The sequence below is a fragment of the Halomonas sp. NyZ770 genome (assembly GCF_020616575.1).
GTDB classification, from domain to species: Bacteria; Pseudomonadota; Gammaproteobacteria; order Pseudomonadales; family Halomonadaceae; genus Vreelandella; species Vreelandella hamiltonii.
The window spans coordinates 1,879,118-1,894,945 of sequence record NZ_CP085143.1 but is presented as its reverse complement, the minus strand read 5'-3'; the positions used below and the strand labels follow the sequence as shown (position 1 = coordinate 1,894,945).

12 protein-coding genes are annotated in these 15,828 nt (G+C 59.0%); 2 read left to right on the top strand and 10 right to left on the bottom strand.

Annotated elements, in window-relative coordinates; all coding sequences use genetic code 11:
- Window positions 1-46: 46 nt before the first annotated feature.
- From cls to LG409_RS08670, 6 genes are all read right to left on the bottom strand, one after another.
- Complete coding sequence (cls, locus tag LG409_RS08695) at window positions 47-1,465, bottom strand: cardiolipin synthase (RefSeq protein WP_144982777.1); 1,419 nt, start codon at window positions 1,463-1,465, stop codon at window positions 47-49.
- 121 nt (window positions 1,466-1,586) lie between these two features.
- Window positions 1,587-3,092, bottom strand: a complete 1,506-nt coding sequence (locus LG409_RS08690) for a fumarate hydratase (protein ID WP_227408029.1) — start codon at window positions 3,090-3,092, stop codon at window positions 1,587-1,589.
- Window positions 3,093-3,262: 170 nt separating this feature from the next.
- Window positions 3,263-4,093 (bottom strand): endonuclease VIII, encoded by an 831-nt coding sequence (nei, locus tag LG409_RS08685; protein WP_227408028.1) that lies wholly within the window; start codon window positions 4,091-4,093, stop codon window positions 3,263-3,265.
- 3 nt (window positions 4,094-4,096) lie between these two features.
- The gene (gene uvrB / locus LG409_RS08680) at window positions 4,097-6,121 is read right to left on the bottom strand and encodes an excinuclease ABC subunit UvrB (RefSeq protein ID WP_039178009.1); all 2,025 of its coding nucleotides are present in this window, start codon (window positions 6,119-6,121) and stop codon (window positions 4,097-4,099) included.
- 17 nt (window positions 6,122-6,138) lie between these two features.
- Window positions 6,139-6,546, bottom strand: coding sequence for an OsmC family protein (locus LG409_RS08675; protein ID WP_227408027.1), 408 nt, complete (start codon window positions 6,544-6,546; stop codon window positions 6,139-6,141).
- Window positions 6,547-6,744: a hypothetical protein gene (locus tag LG409_RS08670; protein ID WP_039178013.1), complete on the bottom strand. Its 198-nt coding sequence runs from the start codon at window positions 6,742-6,744 to the stop codon at window positions 6,547-6,549.
- 221 nt (window positions 6,745-6,965) lie between these two features.
- Here LG409_RS08670 and ygfZ point away from each other — a divergent pair, with 221 nt between their 5' ends.
- Window positions 6,966-7,916, top strand: coding sequence for a CAF17-like 4Fe-4S cluster assembly/insertion protein YgfZ (ygfZ, locus tag LG409_RS08665; RefSeq protein ID WP_039178015.1), 951 nt, complete (start codon window positions 6,966-6,968; stop codon window positions 7,914-7,916).
- A 17-nt stretch (window positions 7,917-7,933) separates the two neighbouring features.
- Here the strand turns inward: ygfZ and LG409_RS08660 are convergent, their stop codons facing one another.
- The 4 genes from LG409_RS08660 to LG409_RS08645 all read right to left on the bottom strand — a co-directional run bounded on the left by LG409_RS08660 (window position 7,934) and on the right by LG409_RS08645 (window position 12,033).
- Entirely contained in the window at window positions 7,934-8,707 is a 774-nt protein-coding gene (locus LG409_RS08660) for a TatD family hydrolase (protein WP_227408026.1), read from the bottom strand.
- 46 nt (window positions 8,708-8,753) lie between these two features.
- A complete protein-coding gene (locus LG409_RS08655; RefSeq protein WP_016913797.1) occupies window positions 8,754-10,343 on the bottom strand; it encodes a peptide chain release factor 3 in 1,590 nt (529 codons plus the stop codon).
- A gap of 151 nt (window positions 10,344-10,494) precedes the next feature.
- Entirely contained in the window at window positions 10,495-10,704 is a 210-nt protein-coding gene (locus tag LG409_RS08650; protein ID WP_039178020.1) for a putative motility protein, read from the bottom strand.
- Between the two features lie 87 nt (window positions 10,705-10,791).
- A complete protein-coding gene (locus LG409_RS08645) occupies window positions 10,792-12,033 on the bottom strand; it encodes an NAD(P)/FAD-dependent oxidoreductase (RefSeq protein WP_227408025.1) in 1,242 nt (413 codons plus the stop codon).
- Between the two features lie 333 nt (window positions 12,034-12,366).
- Between LG409_RS08645 and amt the strand changes: the two genes are divergently transcribed.
- Window positions 12,367-15,741, top strand: a complete 3,375-nt coding sequence (amt, locus tag LG409_RS08640) for an ammonium transporter (RefSeq protein ID WP_227408024.1) — start codon at window positions 12,367-12,369, stop codon at window positions 15,739-15,741.
- Window positions 15,742-15,828 lie beyond the last annotated feature (87 nt).

Below are 15,828 nucleotides of genomic sequence, written 5' to 3'. Positions count from 1 at the left end.
TTTGTTTATTGGTTCTTTGTGATCGCGGCTGGCCCAGCGGCAGCGGCTACTGGACGGGTGACATCAGGTACGCGGCGCGGGATACGACTTTTTTCCACATTGGCCGCTGGCTGACTTCATCGAGGGTAACGCGTCGACACTGGGCGAAATCGGCTTCCAGCATCTCGGCCACCTGTCGGGTAAAATCAGCGCTGGGTATGAAGGCGGTAATCTCGAAATTCAATCTGAACGAGCGATTATCCAGATTGACCGTACCGACGGCAGACGAGCTGTTGTCGATAAGCATGACTTTTTGGTGTAGAAAGCCAGGTTGATAACGGTATATTTTCACACCTGCCTTGAGCATGTCGGGCAAGAACGAAAACGCCGACAGAAAGACCAGCAAGTGATCCGGCCGCTCCGGGATCATCACACGCACATCTACACCGCGCATGGCCGCCAGTCTCAATGAATCCTGAACGCCTTGGTCGGGCACGAAATACGGGCTGGTGACCCAGAAACGTTCGTTGGCACTGTGAATCAGCTGCTGCACCAGCAGCCCTGCCGTGTCCTGCTTGTCCGCAGGCCCCGACGGCACGATGACCACTTGTTGGTCGTGCCCCGCGGCGGGTGCCGCGTGCCAGTTCAGCGTAATCACTTCCCCTGTGGCCCAGTGCCAATCTTCCCAGAACGCTTCCTGGAGGCCGAGAACGCTAGGACCGTGCAGTAACAGATGAGTATCGCGCCAAGGGCCATGCTTCTTGCTCTGCCCCAGATACTCTGTGCCGACATTGAAGCCGCCTACCCACCCCTGCTCCCCATCCACCACGGCAATCTTGCGGTGGTTGCGGAAGTTGAGCTGGAAGCGGTGTTTGATGCCACGCGACGATCGAAACGGGGTCACTTCGACACCTGCCTGTTTCAGCTCTTTGAAATAACCATCTCGCAGCTTGCGGCTGCCAATTTCATCGTAGAGAAAATAGACACGCACACCGCGCTGGGCCGCGCCTACGAGATGCTGCTGCAACTCACGTCCCAGCGCATCATCCCGCACGATGAAGAACTGCAGCAACAGATAGTGCCGAGCCTGCGCGATGCCTTCGAACAAGCTGTCGAACGTTGCTTGCCCATCGATCAGCAGCTGCGGGTGATTGCCTCGGGTCAGCGGCATCATCGCCAGCTGCTCCACGGCCTTGATATCGGTATTGGTGGACTCGACCACGTGGGGCTTGATGTTGTGACGATAGCGCACCAAGACTCTGCGCAGCACCGTATCTCTTGCACCGCGTGCGGTCACATAGCCATAGAAGCGGGGGCGTCCAAAAAACCAGTAGGCGGGTAAAGCGATATAGGGAAAGGTCAGCAGTGAAATGATCCACGCGACGGCACCCTGGGATGTCCGACTGGACATCAACGCCATTACTGCCGAGACCATCCCCAGAACGTGGATCATCATGATCGCCGTGCCTAGCAGCCATGAGGCCATTAACGCTTCCTCGTCATCATCAGGACATCTTGCTGTTTTTCTGTAGCGACCATGCGGAGAAGCCCCGCCTGGGACGGGGCTTCCGATCACTCATCTGGTCACACAGGTTGCCAATCGGCCATCAGGCCTTTTGGGCAATGATTTCTTTCCACTTGGCAGGCCCCGTCTGGTGCACCGACGTGCCCTGGCTATCGACGGCGACCGTGACTGGCATGTCTTCCACCTCGAACTCATAGATGGCTTCCATTCCAAGGTCCTCGAAGCCTACTACACGAGACTTCTTGATGGCCTGGGCCACCAGATAGGCAGAGCCCCCGACCGCCATCAGATAGACGGCCTGGTTGTCGCGAATCGCGTCGATGGCCGCCTGGCCACGCTCGGCCTTGCCCACCATCCCCAGCAGCCCGGTCTCTTCCAGCATGGTACGGGTGAACTTGTCCATACGAGTGGCGGTCGTTGGCCCTGCTGGCCCCACGACTTCATCACCTACCGGGTCTACTGGCCCGACGTAGTAGATGAAGCGACCTTTCATGTCTACCGGCAGCGGCTCACCTTTGGAGATCATGTCGACCATACGCTTGTGCGCCGCATCGCGTCCGGTCAGCAGTTTACCGTTGAGCAGCAGCGTGTCGCCTGGCTGCCAGGTGCTGACCTCTTCGGGAGTGACCGTATCGAGATTCACGCGCTTGACGTTATCACCCGCTTCACGAGTGATTTCCGGCCAATCTTCCAGCCTGGGAGCTGGCAAAGAGACGGCACCGGAACCATCCAGAGTGAAGTGCGCATGACGCGTCGCCGCACAGTTGGGAATGATGGCCACCGGCTTGTTGGCCGCATGGGTGGGATAATCCTTGACCTTGATATCCAGCACCGTGGTCAAGCCGCCCAGCCCCTGGGCACCGATGCCACTCTTGTTGATCTTGTCGAACAGCTCCAGACGCAGCTCTTCTGCCCGATTGCTGGGGCCACGTGCCTGAAGGTCTTGGATGTCGATAGGATCGAGGAGCGCTTCCTTGGCGATTTCCATGGCCTTTTCGGCGGTTCCACCAATCCCGATACCGAGCATACCGGGCGGGCACCAGCCAGCGCCCATCTTGGGCAACTGTTCCATGACCCAATCCACCACGCTGTCGGAAGGGTTGAGCATGGCAAACTTCGATTTTGCCTCGCTACCGCCGCCCTTCGCTGCCACGTGAATATCGATCTTGTCGCCAGGCACGATCTTGTGATGGATGATGGCGGGCGTATTGTCCTTGGTGTTTTGGCGCTTGCCATCCGGGTCGGCCAGAACCGATGCACGCAGAACGTTATCGGGCAATTGATAGGCCCGGCGCACGCCTTCGTTGATCATGTCATCCAGGCTGAGGTCCGCTTCCCAGGTCACGTTCATGCCGACATGCACGAATACCGTCACGATACCGGTGTCCTGGCAGATGGGGCGATGACCCGTGGCGCACATCCGTGAGTTGATCAGGATCTGAGCAATGGCATCCTTGGCCGCCGGATTCTCTTCGCGCTCATAAGCGGCTGCCATGGCATCGATAAAATCCTTGGGGTGATAGTAAGAGATGTACTGCAGAGCATCGGCAACGCTTTGAATCACGTCGTCCTGGCGAATCACGGTCATGGATGAACAGCTCCTCGGTTATCGTGCTGAGTGCGACCTTCTCGGCCGTCTAAGTGTGCTGGAAGTATACCGTATTGAAACAATCCCGGCAGCCACTACAGGTGCTTCCCGCCATGCAGGGGTTAAGGCTTTGGTCTGACAGTGAGCCAGCAGGTTAGATAACGGTATAACTATGATGGCGAAACACCCTGACAGTTCGGGCAGCGATAGAGTCGGCGAGAACCGACCATGGTGCGCTCGATGACATCACCACAGCGATGGCAACTGAGTCCAGCCCGCTCGAACACTGCAAAGCGCCACTGCCTGCGAGGTTCTCCTGAGGCCACCGCCTGGGATATCCACTCGGGCAGGTTGGTGACGCCCGCCTGCAGATAGGCCTGCTGGGTGATCTCGACGATATTTTCGGCCAGTAACGCGAGCTGCGTATCGTTCAGCTCAGCGGGCCGCTGGCGGGGATGCAACTGGGAGAAAAACAGAATTTCCGAGCGCAGGTAGTTACCCAGCCCTGCCACCAGGCTCTGATCCAGCAGCAGTGCCCCCAGGCTACGCCGCCGAAAGGCAGGCAACAGCAAGCGCTGCCTGACCTGCACAGGGGTAACCCGCTCGCTCAACAGATCAGGGCCAAGCCGCGACAAGAACGGGTGTTGAAGCAGGTGCTCTTCATGCCACAAGGAAACATCCGAGGCACTGTAAAGACTGGCAGACCTTCCCTCAGCGCTCAGCCGGACACGCAATGAGCGCTGGGTACTGGGCGGCCTGTCCTCGGCATGCAGTTTCCAGACGCCATAGAGCTGATTGTGTGAATAGAGCACGCGCTGGTCGGCAAAGCGAATCAGCATCGCCTTGCCGCGGGTATCCACCGCCTGCACGTTGACACCAATGAGCGATGCCGCCTGCGGGGCCAGCTCCGGAAACGCAAACCACACGTCTTCCAGCGTTTTCCCCGCGAGCTGCTTTTCGATACGATCCGCGGCACGCCGGATTTCAGGGCCTTCAGGCATCGCCTACCCCAGCGCCAGCTGCTGTTCTTTCATGCGGTGCACCTGGTCACGCAAACGCGCCGCCTCTTCGAACTCCAGGTTCTGGGCGGCCTCGAACATGGCGTCTTCCAACTTGCTGATGGCCGCCAGCAGGTCTTGGCGACTCATGGACGCCACGTCATAGCTACCCTCAGGCTCGGCCACCTTGCGCTCGTTGCCACGTCGGCGGGAGCTCTTCTTGCCGGGCGTTTGGGCGGCTTCGAGAATGTCGGCCACCGAACGCGTCACGGTGGTCGGCGTGATGCCATGCTCTTCGTTATGGGCCATCTGCTTGGCGCGGCGGCGCTCGGTTTCATCGATGGCCTTGCGCATCGAGTCGGTAATCCGGTCACCGTAGAGAATCGCTTTGCCGTTGGCATTACGCGCCGCGCGGCCAATGGTTTGAATCAACGAACGTTCGGCACGCAGGAAACCTTCCTTGTCTGCATCCAGAATGGCGACCAGCGATACTTCCGGAATATCCAGTCCTTCACGCAGCAGGTTGATCCCCACCAGCACATCGAACTTGCCCAGCCGAAGATCGCGGATGATTTCCACCCGCTCGACAGTATCGATATCGGAGTGCAGATAGCGCACCCGAATATCGTGTTCGTCGAGATAGTCGGTCAAATCCTCGGCCATACGCTTGGTCAGCGTGGTCACCAGCACGCGCTCGCCCACCGCGGTGCGCAAGCCGATTTCGGACAGCAGATCGTCGACCTGGGTGCTGGCAGGACGCACTTCGATTTGCGGATCGAGCAGCCCCGTGGGACGCACCACCTGTTCGACCACCTGACCGGCATGCTCTGCTTCATAAGGCCCCGGGGTGGCCGATACGAAAATGGTCTGTGGCGAAATCGACTCCCACTCTTCGAACTTCATCGGCCGGTTGTCCAGCGCGGAAGGCAGGCGGAAGCCGTACTCCACCAGCGTTTCCTTGCGGGAGCGGTCACCTTTGTACATGCCACCCACCTGGGGCACGCTGACGTGGGACTCATCGATGAAGAGCAGCGCATCGTCGGGCAGGTAATCGAAAAATGTCGGCGGCGGCTCGCCAGGAGCACGGCCAGACAAGTAGCGCGAGTAGTTTTCGATGCCGTTGCAGTAACCCAGCTCCAGCATCATTTCGATGTCGTAGAGAGTGCGCTGTTCCAGGCGCTGGGCTTCCACCAGCCGCTCATGCTTTCTCAGCCACTCGAGCCGCTCTTTCAGCTCCCCCTTGATGGCATCGATGGCCTCTAGGATGGTTTCCCTGGGGGTGACATAGTGCGACTTCGGGTAGATCGTCATGCGCGGCACCTGGCCACGTATATCCCCTGTCAGCGGGTCAAACAAGCGAATGGAGTCGATCTCGTCGTCGAAGAGCTCGACCCGTACGGCCTCTTCGTCGGCGTCCGCCGGAAAGATATCGATTACATCGCCTCGTACACGGTAGGTGCCGCGACGAAAATCCATGTCGTTGCGCGTGTACTGCAGCTCCGCCAATCGGCGCAGGAAGGCACGCTGATCGATCAGCTCGCCGCGGGTAAAGTGCAGGCGCATTTTCAGGTACTGGTCCGGGTCACCCAGACCATAGATCGCCGATACCGACACGACGATCAAGGCATCACGCCTTTCCAGCAGCGCCTTGGTGGCGGACAGCCGCATCTGCTCGATGTGATCATTGATCGAGGCATCTTTTTCAATGAACGTGTCCGAGGAAGGCACGTATGCTTCCGGCTGATAGTAGTCGTAGTAGGAGACGAAATATTCGACGGCGTTGTCGGGAAAGAACGACTTGAATTCGCCGTAAAGCTGGGCCGCCAGCGTCTTGTTGGGCGCCATGACGATGGTCGGCCGCTGTAGCTGCTGCACCACGTTGGCCATGGTGAAGGTCTTGCCGGAGCCGGTAACGCCCAGCAGCGTCTGGTGGGCAAGGCCCGACTCCAGGCCGCTTACCAGGCTGCGGATCGCGGTGGGCTGGTCGCCCGCAGGCTTGAATTTTGACTGCAGACGAAATTCCTTGCTCATCATGGCTCCTGGGATGGTCACTCGGTGCGAGTGGTGATCTCGATGGTGGCCTGGGTCATCAACCGCTGAATGGGGCATCGGTGGCTGATCTCTTCCAGCTTGGCTTTCTGCTCAGGGTCGCTGATACCGTGCAGTTCGAGCTGAACGGCCAGCCGGTAAACGCCCTTCTTTTCATCCTGGTCGTCTCGCTGCACCGTGACCGTAATGCCTTCCAACGGCCACTGCTTGCGCTTGGCATACATTTGTACGGTAATGGCCTTGCAGGTTCCCAAAGCGATATCGAAATAGTCGTGAGGGTCCGGCGCACTTTCATCGCCACCCACCACTGCGGGTACGTCTGCGTAGAGGTCTTCCAGGCCCTTGACCTCGATACGCTGGCGAAACGCTCGGTTGCGCTCACTGATCACCACGATAGGCGGATGCATTCACGACACCTTGATGGGTAGCTTGAGCCGTTCGACCGCCTGGATCAGCGCATCGCGCTTGGCACGCCCTTCCACTTCGGCGCCATGACGCCCTACTTCGGCGCTGTCCACCCCATCCAGCATCATCAATGCCGTGGTGATCTTGTTGACCTGATCAGCGTTGGAAACCCCTTGGAAACTGAGTGATTGCACTGCCATGCGTTGCCCTTTTATGTGTTAATGAGTCTTGTTAAGTATATGCTAGCGGGATCGATCGGCGATACGACGCAAAATTCTTGTGCAAGACCGATACGCGGAATTGAAGTTTAGCACGCGCAAGTGCGCTTGCAATTGCAGCCCACTGCCCGCACCTAGCGTAACCTATCGCCGCGCCGCGTCTTTCACTCCATGCCGCGCAGCATTCATCTTCAGGAGAGACCATGGCCACCGCCGAGACTCACCCCTTCACCGGTACTGTTTACCTGACGCACCTGGCAGCGCTGGACGTCACGGGCCCTGATGCCGAAAAATTTCTCCAGGGTCAAACCAGCGCCCAGGTCGGCCTCGCCAATGGACATTTCGCCCCCCTGACCTGCTTTTGCACTCCCAAGGGGCGCATGCTGGCCAACGCCCAACTGCTGCGCCTGGCGCCACAGCACTATCGCCTGATTCTCGACGCCTCGCTGGCCGAGTCTCTGGCCAACCACCTCAAAAAATTTGCTGCTTTCTACAAGACCGAGCTGACGATTGCCACGTCCGTGACATTCGTGGGCAGCAGCGCCCCCGACGCCGCGCTACTGGAGCAGGCAGGCGTGACGTTGCCCGATCAGGCCTATGCCCACCATACCAGCCCTTCGGGCACCGCCCTGCGCATGCCGGGCACTGCCCGCTGGCTGCTGATGCTGGAAACCACACCCCCAGAGCATGTTTCGCAAGAGGCGCAACAGCAAGCCTGGCAGCTGGCAGATATCCGTAGCGGCCTCGCCTGGTTGACGGCGGCACAGCAGGATCACTTCCTGCCACAAATGCTCAACTGGGAAGCGCTGGGCGGCATCAGCTTCAAAAAGGGCTGCTATACCGGGCAAGAAGTCGTCGCTCGGGCGCACTTTCGCGGCCAGGTCAAAAAACGCCTGGTGCATGCGCACGTGAGCGCCAGCGCATTACCCCAGATAGGCGACAGCCTGGTGGATCAGGAAGGGAAAGCCTTGGGTGAAGTCGTCAACAGCGCGTTCAGTGACGAGCAGCAGATAGAGTTGCTGGCGGTCATGAATACCAAAGTGGCGGAGGAGCAGATCTCCGTCTACTGGCAAGCGCAGCCAGTGAGCCTGCACGCGCTGCCTTACCCCGTCGAGCGCCTGGACCCTGAAGCGCTAGCGGCTCAATTGAGCTGACACCAGCGGGGCGGCACTCACAGGCCAAAAATACGTGCAGCGTTGGCACTGCTCAGCGCTGCGACGTGTTCCAGCGATTGCTGACGCAGCTTAGCCACCTGCTCAGCGACGTGCTTCACGCGCGAAGGTTCATTGCGCTGCCCTTGGAAGCCACTCAGCGGCATGTCGGGGCTATCGGTTTCCAGCACAAACCCGTCATCCGGCAATGTGGCCACCACACGATGCAGGCGCTGAGCACGAGCGTAGGTGACGGCGCCTCCCAGCCCCAGTACAAACCCCGCATCCAGAAACCTTGCGGCCTGCTGGTAGGAACCGGCAAAGGCATGGATCATGCCGGGCCTCGCCAGTGCCCATTGATGAAGCCGCTTGGCCACGTCATCGTTGGCCTTCACACAGTGCACGACGGGGGGAAGCTGGCAACGGCTCGCGATACCGAGCTGGGCATCGAAATATTCCCACTGCGGCGAGAGACTCTCGCTGAAGCGGCCATCGATACCACACTCGCCAATCGCCACCAGGGCGGTTTCCGGGCGGGTCAACTGCTGCTTGACCAGCGCCTCCAGCGCCACCAGGTCATCGGTGTGATGCTGGGCAATGAAATAGGGGTGAAGCCCGAGGCAGATACTGACCCCTTCGCTCTCGCCTAGCGCCAGCACATGCTGCCAGCGCTGGCGCACCGTGGCAGGCACGATGAAACCCTTGACGCCCACGGCCCTGGCCGCGGCAATGACGGCCTTTCGGTCTTCATCGAACTCCGCGGCATCCAGGTGGCAGTGGGCGTCAATGAGCATGGCAAGCGCTCTCGTTTGGGTAGGCGTCTTGAGGCGAGTCTTGAAGTTAGTGCTCTCGGGTCGGCTGGAAGCGGATATCCGGCCAACGCTCCTGGGTCATTTGCAGATTAACCCGGGTCGGGGCGATATAGGTCAGGTAGCCACCGCCGTCGATCGCCAGGTTGGCACTTGCCTTGCGCTTGAACTCTTCCAGCATTTTCGCATCGTCACAATAGACCCAGCGAGCCGTCTGCACATTGACGCCCTCGTAGAGACAGTCGACCTTGTACTCTTCCTTCAAGCGGTGTGCAACGACGTCGAACTGCAGCGTACCTACTGCGCCAAGAATCAGATCATTGTTATCCACCGGCATGAAGACCTGAGTAGCCCCTTCCTCCGATAGCTGCTGCAGGCCTTTCTGAAGTGCTTTCATCTTCAGCGGGTCTTTCAGGCGCACGCGCTTGAACAGCTCCGGCGCGAAGTGCGGGATGCCCATGAAGCGCATGTCTTCACCCACGGTAAAGGTGTCACCAATCTGAATGGTGCCGTGGTTGTGCAAACCGATAATATCGCCGGGCCAGGCCTCCTCCACGTGGGAGCGGTCCGAGGCCATGAAGGTCAGCGCATCGGCAATCTTGACGTCCTTGCCAATGCGCACATGGCGCATCTTCATGTTCTTTTCGTACTTGCCGGAACACACCCTCAGAAAGGCAATGCGGTCACGGTGGTTCGGGTCCATGTTGGCCTGGATCTTGAAAACGAAACCGGTAAAGCGATCGTCCTTGGCCGTGACTTCTCGAGTATCGGTCTCGCGGGGCTGCGGCGATGGCGCGTACTCGACGAAGCCGTCCAGCATTTCACGCACACCGAAGTTACCCATGGCGGTACCGAAATAGACCGGGGTCAGCTCGCCACGACGATAGGCTTCCAGGTCGAACTCATGGGAAGCGCCGCGCACCAGATCGACTTCCATGCGCAGCTCTTCGGCCTGCTCTTCGCCCAGAATCGCATCCACCTCCGGGTTGTCCAACCCTTCGATACGCTTGTCGTCAGGGATACGGCTGCCCTGCCCCTGGGTATAGAGGTGAATCACGTCGTTGTAGAGATGATAGACACCCTTGAAGTGCCGCCCCATGCCAATGGGCCAGGTCATCGGGGCGCACTGGATGTTGAGCACCGTCTCCACTTCATCCATGACTTCGATGGGGTCACGAATATCGCGGTCCATCTTGTTCACGAAGGTGAGGATGGGCGTGGTACGCAGTCGACACACTTCCATCAATTTGATGGTGCGATCTTCTACACCCTTGGCCCCATCGATGACCATCAGTGCGGAGTCGACGGCGGTCAGGGTGCGGTACGTGTCTTCCGAGAAGTCCTCGTGTCCTGGAGTGTCCAGCAGGTTGACGATGCGTCCGCCGTAGGGGAACTGCATGACCGACGTCGTCACTGAGATGCCCCGCTCCTGCTCCATCTTCATCCAGTCGGACGTCGCGTGGCGATCATTGCGCTTGCTTTTCACCGAACCGGCCATCTGAATGGCGTTTCCGAACAGCAGCATTTTTTCGGTGATGGTCGTTTTACCGGCGTCAGGGTGGGAAATAATGGCAAAGGTGCGGCGTAGCTCTGCTTCGCGCGCTAATTGAGCGTCAGACATGGAGTTCTCTAAATAGGGGGACTGCGTAATAACCAAATAAGCGCCAGACAAGTGACGGGGTGCGCCTATGGTAACGCAACTCCCTGCCTGCGGCATACCAAAGCAAAAAACGCCGACAAGGTCGGCGTTTGGGGATCAAAAAGCGAGAGCTTCAGGCGAAGGTGTTGATCTGCGTACCGACGCTACCTTCCTGAGCAAGCTCAGGCTGCGCTGCCGCATCGGCCGAAGCCAATACTTCCGTGACCTGATCGGCTTGCTGCTCCAGCGCATCTCTGAACATTTGCATCTGCGCCTGCTCGACCGTTTGCGCCTGGTTCATGTAAAGCGCAGTGCTGACCGTATTACTGACCGCGACATCCATTGCGGAACCTCCATCTGGCGGAATTTCATCTACAGCCTAGCAAACATCCCTTCCAGACGCCAAGCAAACCGGAAAGCGACCTGACATCTAGAAGCGGTCCGCGCGGAACGGTGCCATATCGATGGCTGTCGGTTTATTTTCCATCATGTCGGCCAGCAGCTGGCCGGTAGCAGGCCCCAGCGTAAAGCCCTGGTGACCATGCCCGAACGCCAGCCACAGGCCAGGATGGCGTGGTGCAGGGCCAATTACCGGCTTCATGTCCGGCAGGCAAGGACGCGCGCCCTTCCAGGCACGTTCGTCCTTGCGATCGGCCAGCGGAAAAATGGTTCGCGCCACGCTCTCTGCCGCCCCTAGCTGCTCTTCGTCGGCAGGCGATTCCAGACGATCCAGCTCCGCTCCCGTGGTCAGCCGCACGCCTGCATTCATGGGGGCCAGAAGATAACCGACTTCCGCATCCATCAGCCAGTAATGCAGCTTGGTATCGGGCTGTGTGGCGTAGTGCATATGGTAGCCACGCTTGACGAATGTCGGGAAGTGGTAGCCCAGCGGCTTCATCCATTCTCCCGCCCAGGGCCCTAGCGCCATCACCACGTCATCTGCCGTGAAAGTGTCGGTGGCGGTGCTCACCTGCCACTGCGACCCCTGCTGGCTGACGTCAGTGATGTCCGCTTGTACCAGCTGGCCACCCAAAGCCACGAACGACTCGGCGTAGGCTGCCACGAGGCCACCGGGATCAGCGACGGTCCAGGGGTCCAGCCAATGGATGGCTCCGATGATCTGCTCTCCCAGCTGGGGCTCTTTTTCGGCAACCCCCTGGCGGTCGAGCACCGCAAACTGCACACCATAGAGATCGCGGGCTTCTTCTGCTTCCTTGACACGCTTGGCCAGCTTTTCGGGCGTTCGATATATCTCTAACCAGCCCTCGCGACGTACCAACGCATCGGCACCTGCCGCTTCGATCATCGGCGCGTGGGCGTCGAGGCACAGCTGAATCAGCGACGCGTACTCCGGGACGATCTTCTTGTAGAGCCGCGACGACGAATGATGCCAATAACTGAGCAGCGGAGAAGCCGCCTTGACCATGCCGGTGGGCCGATAGCGAATATCGACACGACGGTTGGGCAGCACGCTCAAAATGGTTTTCATATCGCGAGGAAACGGATACGGCCGTACCGCCTCACGCTGGATGATGCCCGCGTTACCGAACGAGGTTTCACGACCAGGCTGGCGGCGATCGATCAAGGTGACCTGAAAACCGCGCTTTTGCAGTTGCCAGGCGATACTGACGCCGACCATCCCTGCCCCTAAAACCACTGTTTGACGCGCCATTTTGATGCACTCCTCATTGAAAGATGATGCCACTACCAGCCCGTCCTGGCAGCGCCGCAACATATTGAAAAATATCACCAATCAAACAGCAATTACACAGTCATAAATACTGTTTTAAATCATCATTTCAGTTTTTATTAACGTAAAAATCAAAAATAAGGATGAGTCCACTAGCCACGGCACGACAATTGCTTCATTCACGTTAGCAGTGCTTGAAGCGCTCGTCACGCTGACGGGGCTGCCTGCCTCGTCACTCGACGGTGATCCCTTCACCTTCCGACAAAGCACCAAATTAGCGCATACGCCGCACCATGCAGCGACAAGGAGAGGCAGATGACAGTGATGCTGGAAACAAGGCTTCTCGACACTTTATGGGTCCTTTGGGCCGCCGCCATGGTGTTCGTCATGCAGGCAGGCTTTCTGTGCCTGGAAGCCGGCACTACCCGTACCAAGAACGCCATCAACGTCGCCATGAAAAACCTGGCCGACTTCGCGGTTTCGGTGACGGTTTTCTGGCTGATCGGCTTTGGCATGATGTTCGGTGTTTCACAGGGGGGTTGGCTAGGACTGTCGTTATTCGGCTGGGAAATGGAGGCCAGCAACGCCTGGCTGATGACCGTGTTCATCTTTCAAGCCATGTTCTGCGCCACCGCAGCCACTATCGTGGCGGGCGCAGTGGCGGAGCGCATGCCTTTCCTGGGCTACCTATGGACAGCCTTCTGGATAGCACTATTGATCTACCCAGTGTTTGGCCACTGGGCGTGGGGAGGCTTACTCGGTGGCACGCCTGGCTGGCTGGCCGCTCGTGGATTCGTCGACTTTGCCGGAGCAACGGTAGTGCATAGCGTGGGCGGCTGGGTGGCCCTGGCCGCCGTCCTGGTGGTCGGCCCCCGCACCGGGCGCTTTCGCGATGGCGTTCATGCCAACCCGTTCCCGGCGGGCAACCTGCCGCTGGCCATGCTGGGCGCACTGTTCATGATTCTGGGCTGGTTTGGCTTCAATGGCGGCAGCACCCTGGCCATGAATAGCGCCATTCCCGGCATCATCGCCAACACGCTGCTGGGGGCGGCTGGCGGCATTCTGTCGTCCATGCTGATGGGCTGGCGCATTCGCCGCTATGCCGATGTGATGTATGCCATCAACGGTGCCATTGCCGGCCTTGTCGCAGTCACGGCAGGCGCTCATGCCCTGTCGCTGCACGCGGCCTTCATGCTGGGCAGCATTAGCGGCGTGCTGATGGTGGCGGCCAGTGAGTGGCTGCTCAAAAAACGCATCGATGATGCCGTAGGCGCCATTCCCGCCCACCTGGTCACCGGCATCTGGGGCACGTTGGCACTGCCCTGGGTGGCTAACCTGGAGGCGCTGGGAACCTCGCTGAGCCGCTGGGAGCAGTTTCATGTTCAGCTCATGGGCGTGATCGTGTGCGGCGCATGGAGCTTTGGCGTCGCCTGGCTACTGCTGCAAGCGAGCAAGCGCATCATGCCTCTGCGGGTTTCACCGGAGGCAGAGAAAATGGGGCTCAACCTGGCAGAACACGGTGCCCGGAACGAACTGCATCAACTTCTGGAACACATGCGCCAGCATGAGCGCCAGGGGGACATGCGCCAGCGCATCGATGCCGACCCGTTTACCGAGGTAGGGGAAATCGCTGCCAGCTACAATCGAGTATCCGCCGCGCTTGAGCGCGCCGTGGGCCATACCCGGGTCATGCTGCGTAATTTGCGTGACGGCGTCTTGACCTGGCAGGCAGATGGCACGCTCACCAGCCTCAACCCCGGCGCTGAAGCACTGTTCGGCGTTCAGGCACAGCAGCTCGTCGGGCAACCCATCACGACGCTGCTTCCTCATCGGCCATTGACCCCCGGCACACGTCTGGAAATCAAGCGACGTACCGAAGACCAGCAAGTGCGCTATCTCGAAATCCAGGTCAGCGAGGGGGCTGCGGGGTCACACTCGGAACGTTCAGGCATGGTGCGGGACATCACCGAGCGAAAACTGCTGCAAGAGCAGCTGAATCGAGAGCGCGACCTTGCTCGCACCACGCTCGCCTCCATTGGCGACGGGGTGATCACCTGCGATGCCAGTGGCAACATTACTTTCATGAACAGCGAAGCGCAGCGCCTGACCGGCTGGGACGCCAGCGAAGCCTTGAACAAACCGATTCACCGTATCTATCAGCTGCGTGACGAACATAGCGACGAACCAATCAACAATCCGGCCCGCCATGTCCTGACCCAGCACCGCCCACTGCAATACACCGACCCCGGCATGCTGCTGAACCGCAATGGAAAGCGCTACCCCATCCAGCACAGCGCCTCGCCTATTCGCTCGCGCAGCGGCATTACTCTGGGTGCCGTCGTGGTCTTTCAGGATGTCAGCCTGACGCGCAAGCTCTCCGAACAACTCAGCTATCAAGCTTCCCACGACAACCTCACCGAGCTTGTCAATCGACGCGCCTTCGAGGCCCTCCTTGCCAAGCTGCTGACACAGACGGAAAGCGACCATGCCCTATGCTACCTGGATCTCGACCAATTCAAGATCGTCAATGATACCTGTGGTCATCAGGCGGGTGACGAACTGCTCCGACAGGTGGCTCGCAAACTGAAAGCGCATGTCCGCAACAGCGATACCGTGGCACGCCTGGGAGGCGACGAGTTTGCGCTGCTGCTGCCCGACTGCCCGCTGGAAAAAGCCAAATTGATTTGCGAAGCGCTGCGCAGCGACATCGAGCAGTTTCGCTTTGCCTGGCAAGAACACACCTTCGGCATCGGTGTCAGTATCGGGCTCGTTGCCATTACTCCGACGCAACCTCGGCGTCTGGCGGAAACACTCCACGCAGCCGATGCCGCCTGCTATAGCGCCAAGGAGGCAGGCCGCAACCGGATTCACTGCTACCAGCCCGACGACCGCCTGCTGCTGGAGAGGCACGGAGAGCTGCAGTGGGTACAGCGCTTGCAAAATGCACTGGATAACGACACTTTCCGTCTGTTCGCGCAACCGGTTCACCCAGTATGCACGCGAAACAAAGGCTATCAGGAGATCTTGATACGCCTGGAAGAGCATGGCCAGTTGATTGCCCCCGGAAGCTTTTTACCCGCGGCACAACGCTATCACTTCATGCCACGTATCGACCGCTGGGTCATTCGCAACACGCTCGCCTGGCTGAGCGACCGCTATCGCAGCGCGGAGCCCGACGCTATTGGCCACTGGGGCATCAACCTGTCGGGCGATTCGTTATCCGATAGCGATTTCTGCAACGACTTGATTCGGCAGGTACGTGCCGCCAAGCTGCCTGAAGGCAGCTTGTGTTTCGAAATTACCGAAAGCGCCGCCATCGCCCAGCTCTCGAAAGTCAGCGAGCTGATTCAGACACTGAAATCGTTGGGCTGCCAATTCGCTCTGGATGATTTCGGTACGGGACTCTCGTCGTTTGGCTACCTCAAACAGCTATCGGTCGACTATCTCAAGATCGATGGCCGCTTCATCCGCAACCTGCACCACGACCCCATCGACTGCGCAATGGTCGAAGCGATTCATGCGGTAGGCAAAGCGCTGCATATCGAAACGGTCGCTGAATTCGTGGAGACGCAAGAGACCCTGGATAAATTGCGCACACTGGGCATCGACTATGCACAAGGGTATCTGCTGGGCAAGCCAACGGAAATAACACGTGCAGAAGGGAATAACATCAAAGTCATGCCAAGATGATCACGTACAGCTTGACCATAGAATATTGGCAAAAGACATAAAAGAGTTGATATGAGGGTAGAACTTCGAGGGAGAGATAATCAGGTT

Bases quoted from the DNA above. Each gene is read 5' to 3' on its own strand.
- LG409_RS08675 (WP_227408027.1), bottom strand. From the start codon at position 6,546: ATGCATCCGCCTATCGTGGTGATCAGTGAGCGCAACCGAGCGTTTCGC.
- LG409_RS08670 (WP_039178013.1), bottom strand. From the start codon at position 6,744: ATGGCAGTGCAATCACTCAGTTTCCAAGGGGTTTCCAACGCTGATCAG.
- LG409_RS08660 (WP_227408026.1), bottom strand. From the start codon at position 8,707: ATGCTCATTGACGCCCACTGCCACCTGGATGCCGCGGAGTTCGATGAA.
- LG409_RS08645 (WP_227408025.1), bottom strand. From the start codon at position 12,033: ATGGCGCGTCAAACAGTGGTTTTAGGGGCAGGGATGGTCGGCGTCAGT.
- uvrB (WP_039178009.1), bottom strand. From the start codon at position 6,121: ATGAGCAAGGAATTTCGTCTGCAGTCAAAATTCAAGCCTGCGGGCGAC.
- ygfZ (WP_039178015.1), top strand. From the start codon at position 6,966: ATGGCCACCGCCGAGACTCACCCCTTCACCGGTACTGTTTACCTGACG.
- cls (WP_144982777.1), bottom strand. From the start codon at position 1,465: ATGGCCTCATGGCTGCTAGGCACGGCGATCATGATGATCCACGTTCTG.
- LG409_RS08690 (WP_227408029.1), bottom strand. From the start codon at position 3,092: ATGACCGTGATTCGCCAGGACGACGTGATTCAAAGCGTTGCCGATGCT.
- amt (WP_227408024.1), top strand. From the start codon at position 12,367: ATGACAGTGATGCTGGAAACAAGGCTTCTCGACACTTTATGGGTCCTT.
- nei (WP_227408028.1), bottom strand. From the start codon at position 4,093: ATGCCTGAAGGCCCTGAAATCCGGCGTGCCGCGGATCGTATCGAAAAG.
- LG409_RS08655 (WP_016913797.1), bottom strand. From the start codon at position 10,343: ATGTCTGACGCTCAATTAGCGCGCGAAGCAGAGCTACGCCGCACCTTT.
- LG409_RS08650 (WP_039178020.1), bottom strand. From the start codon at position 10,704: ATGGATGTCGCGGTCAGTAATACGGTCAGCACTGCGCTTTACATGAAC.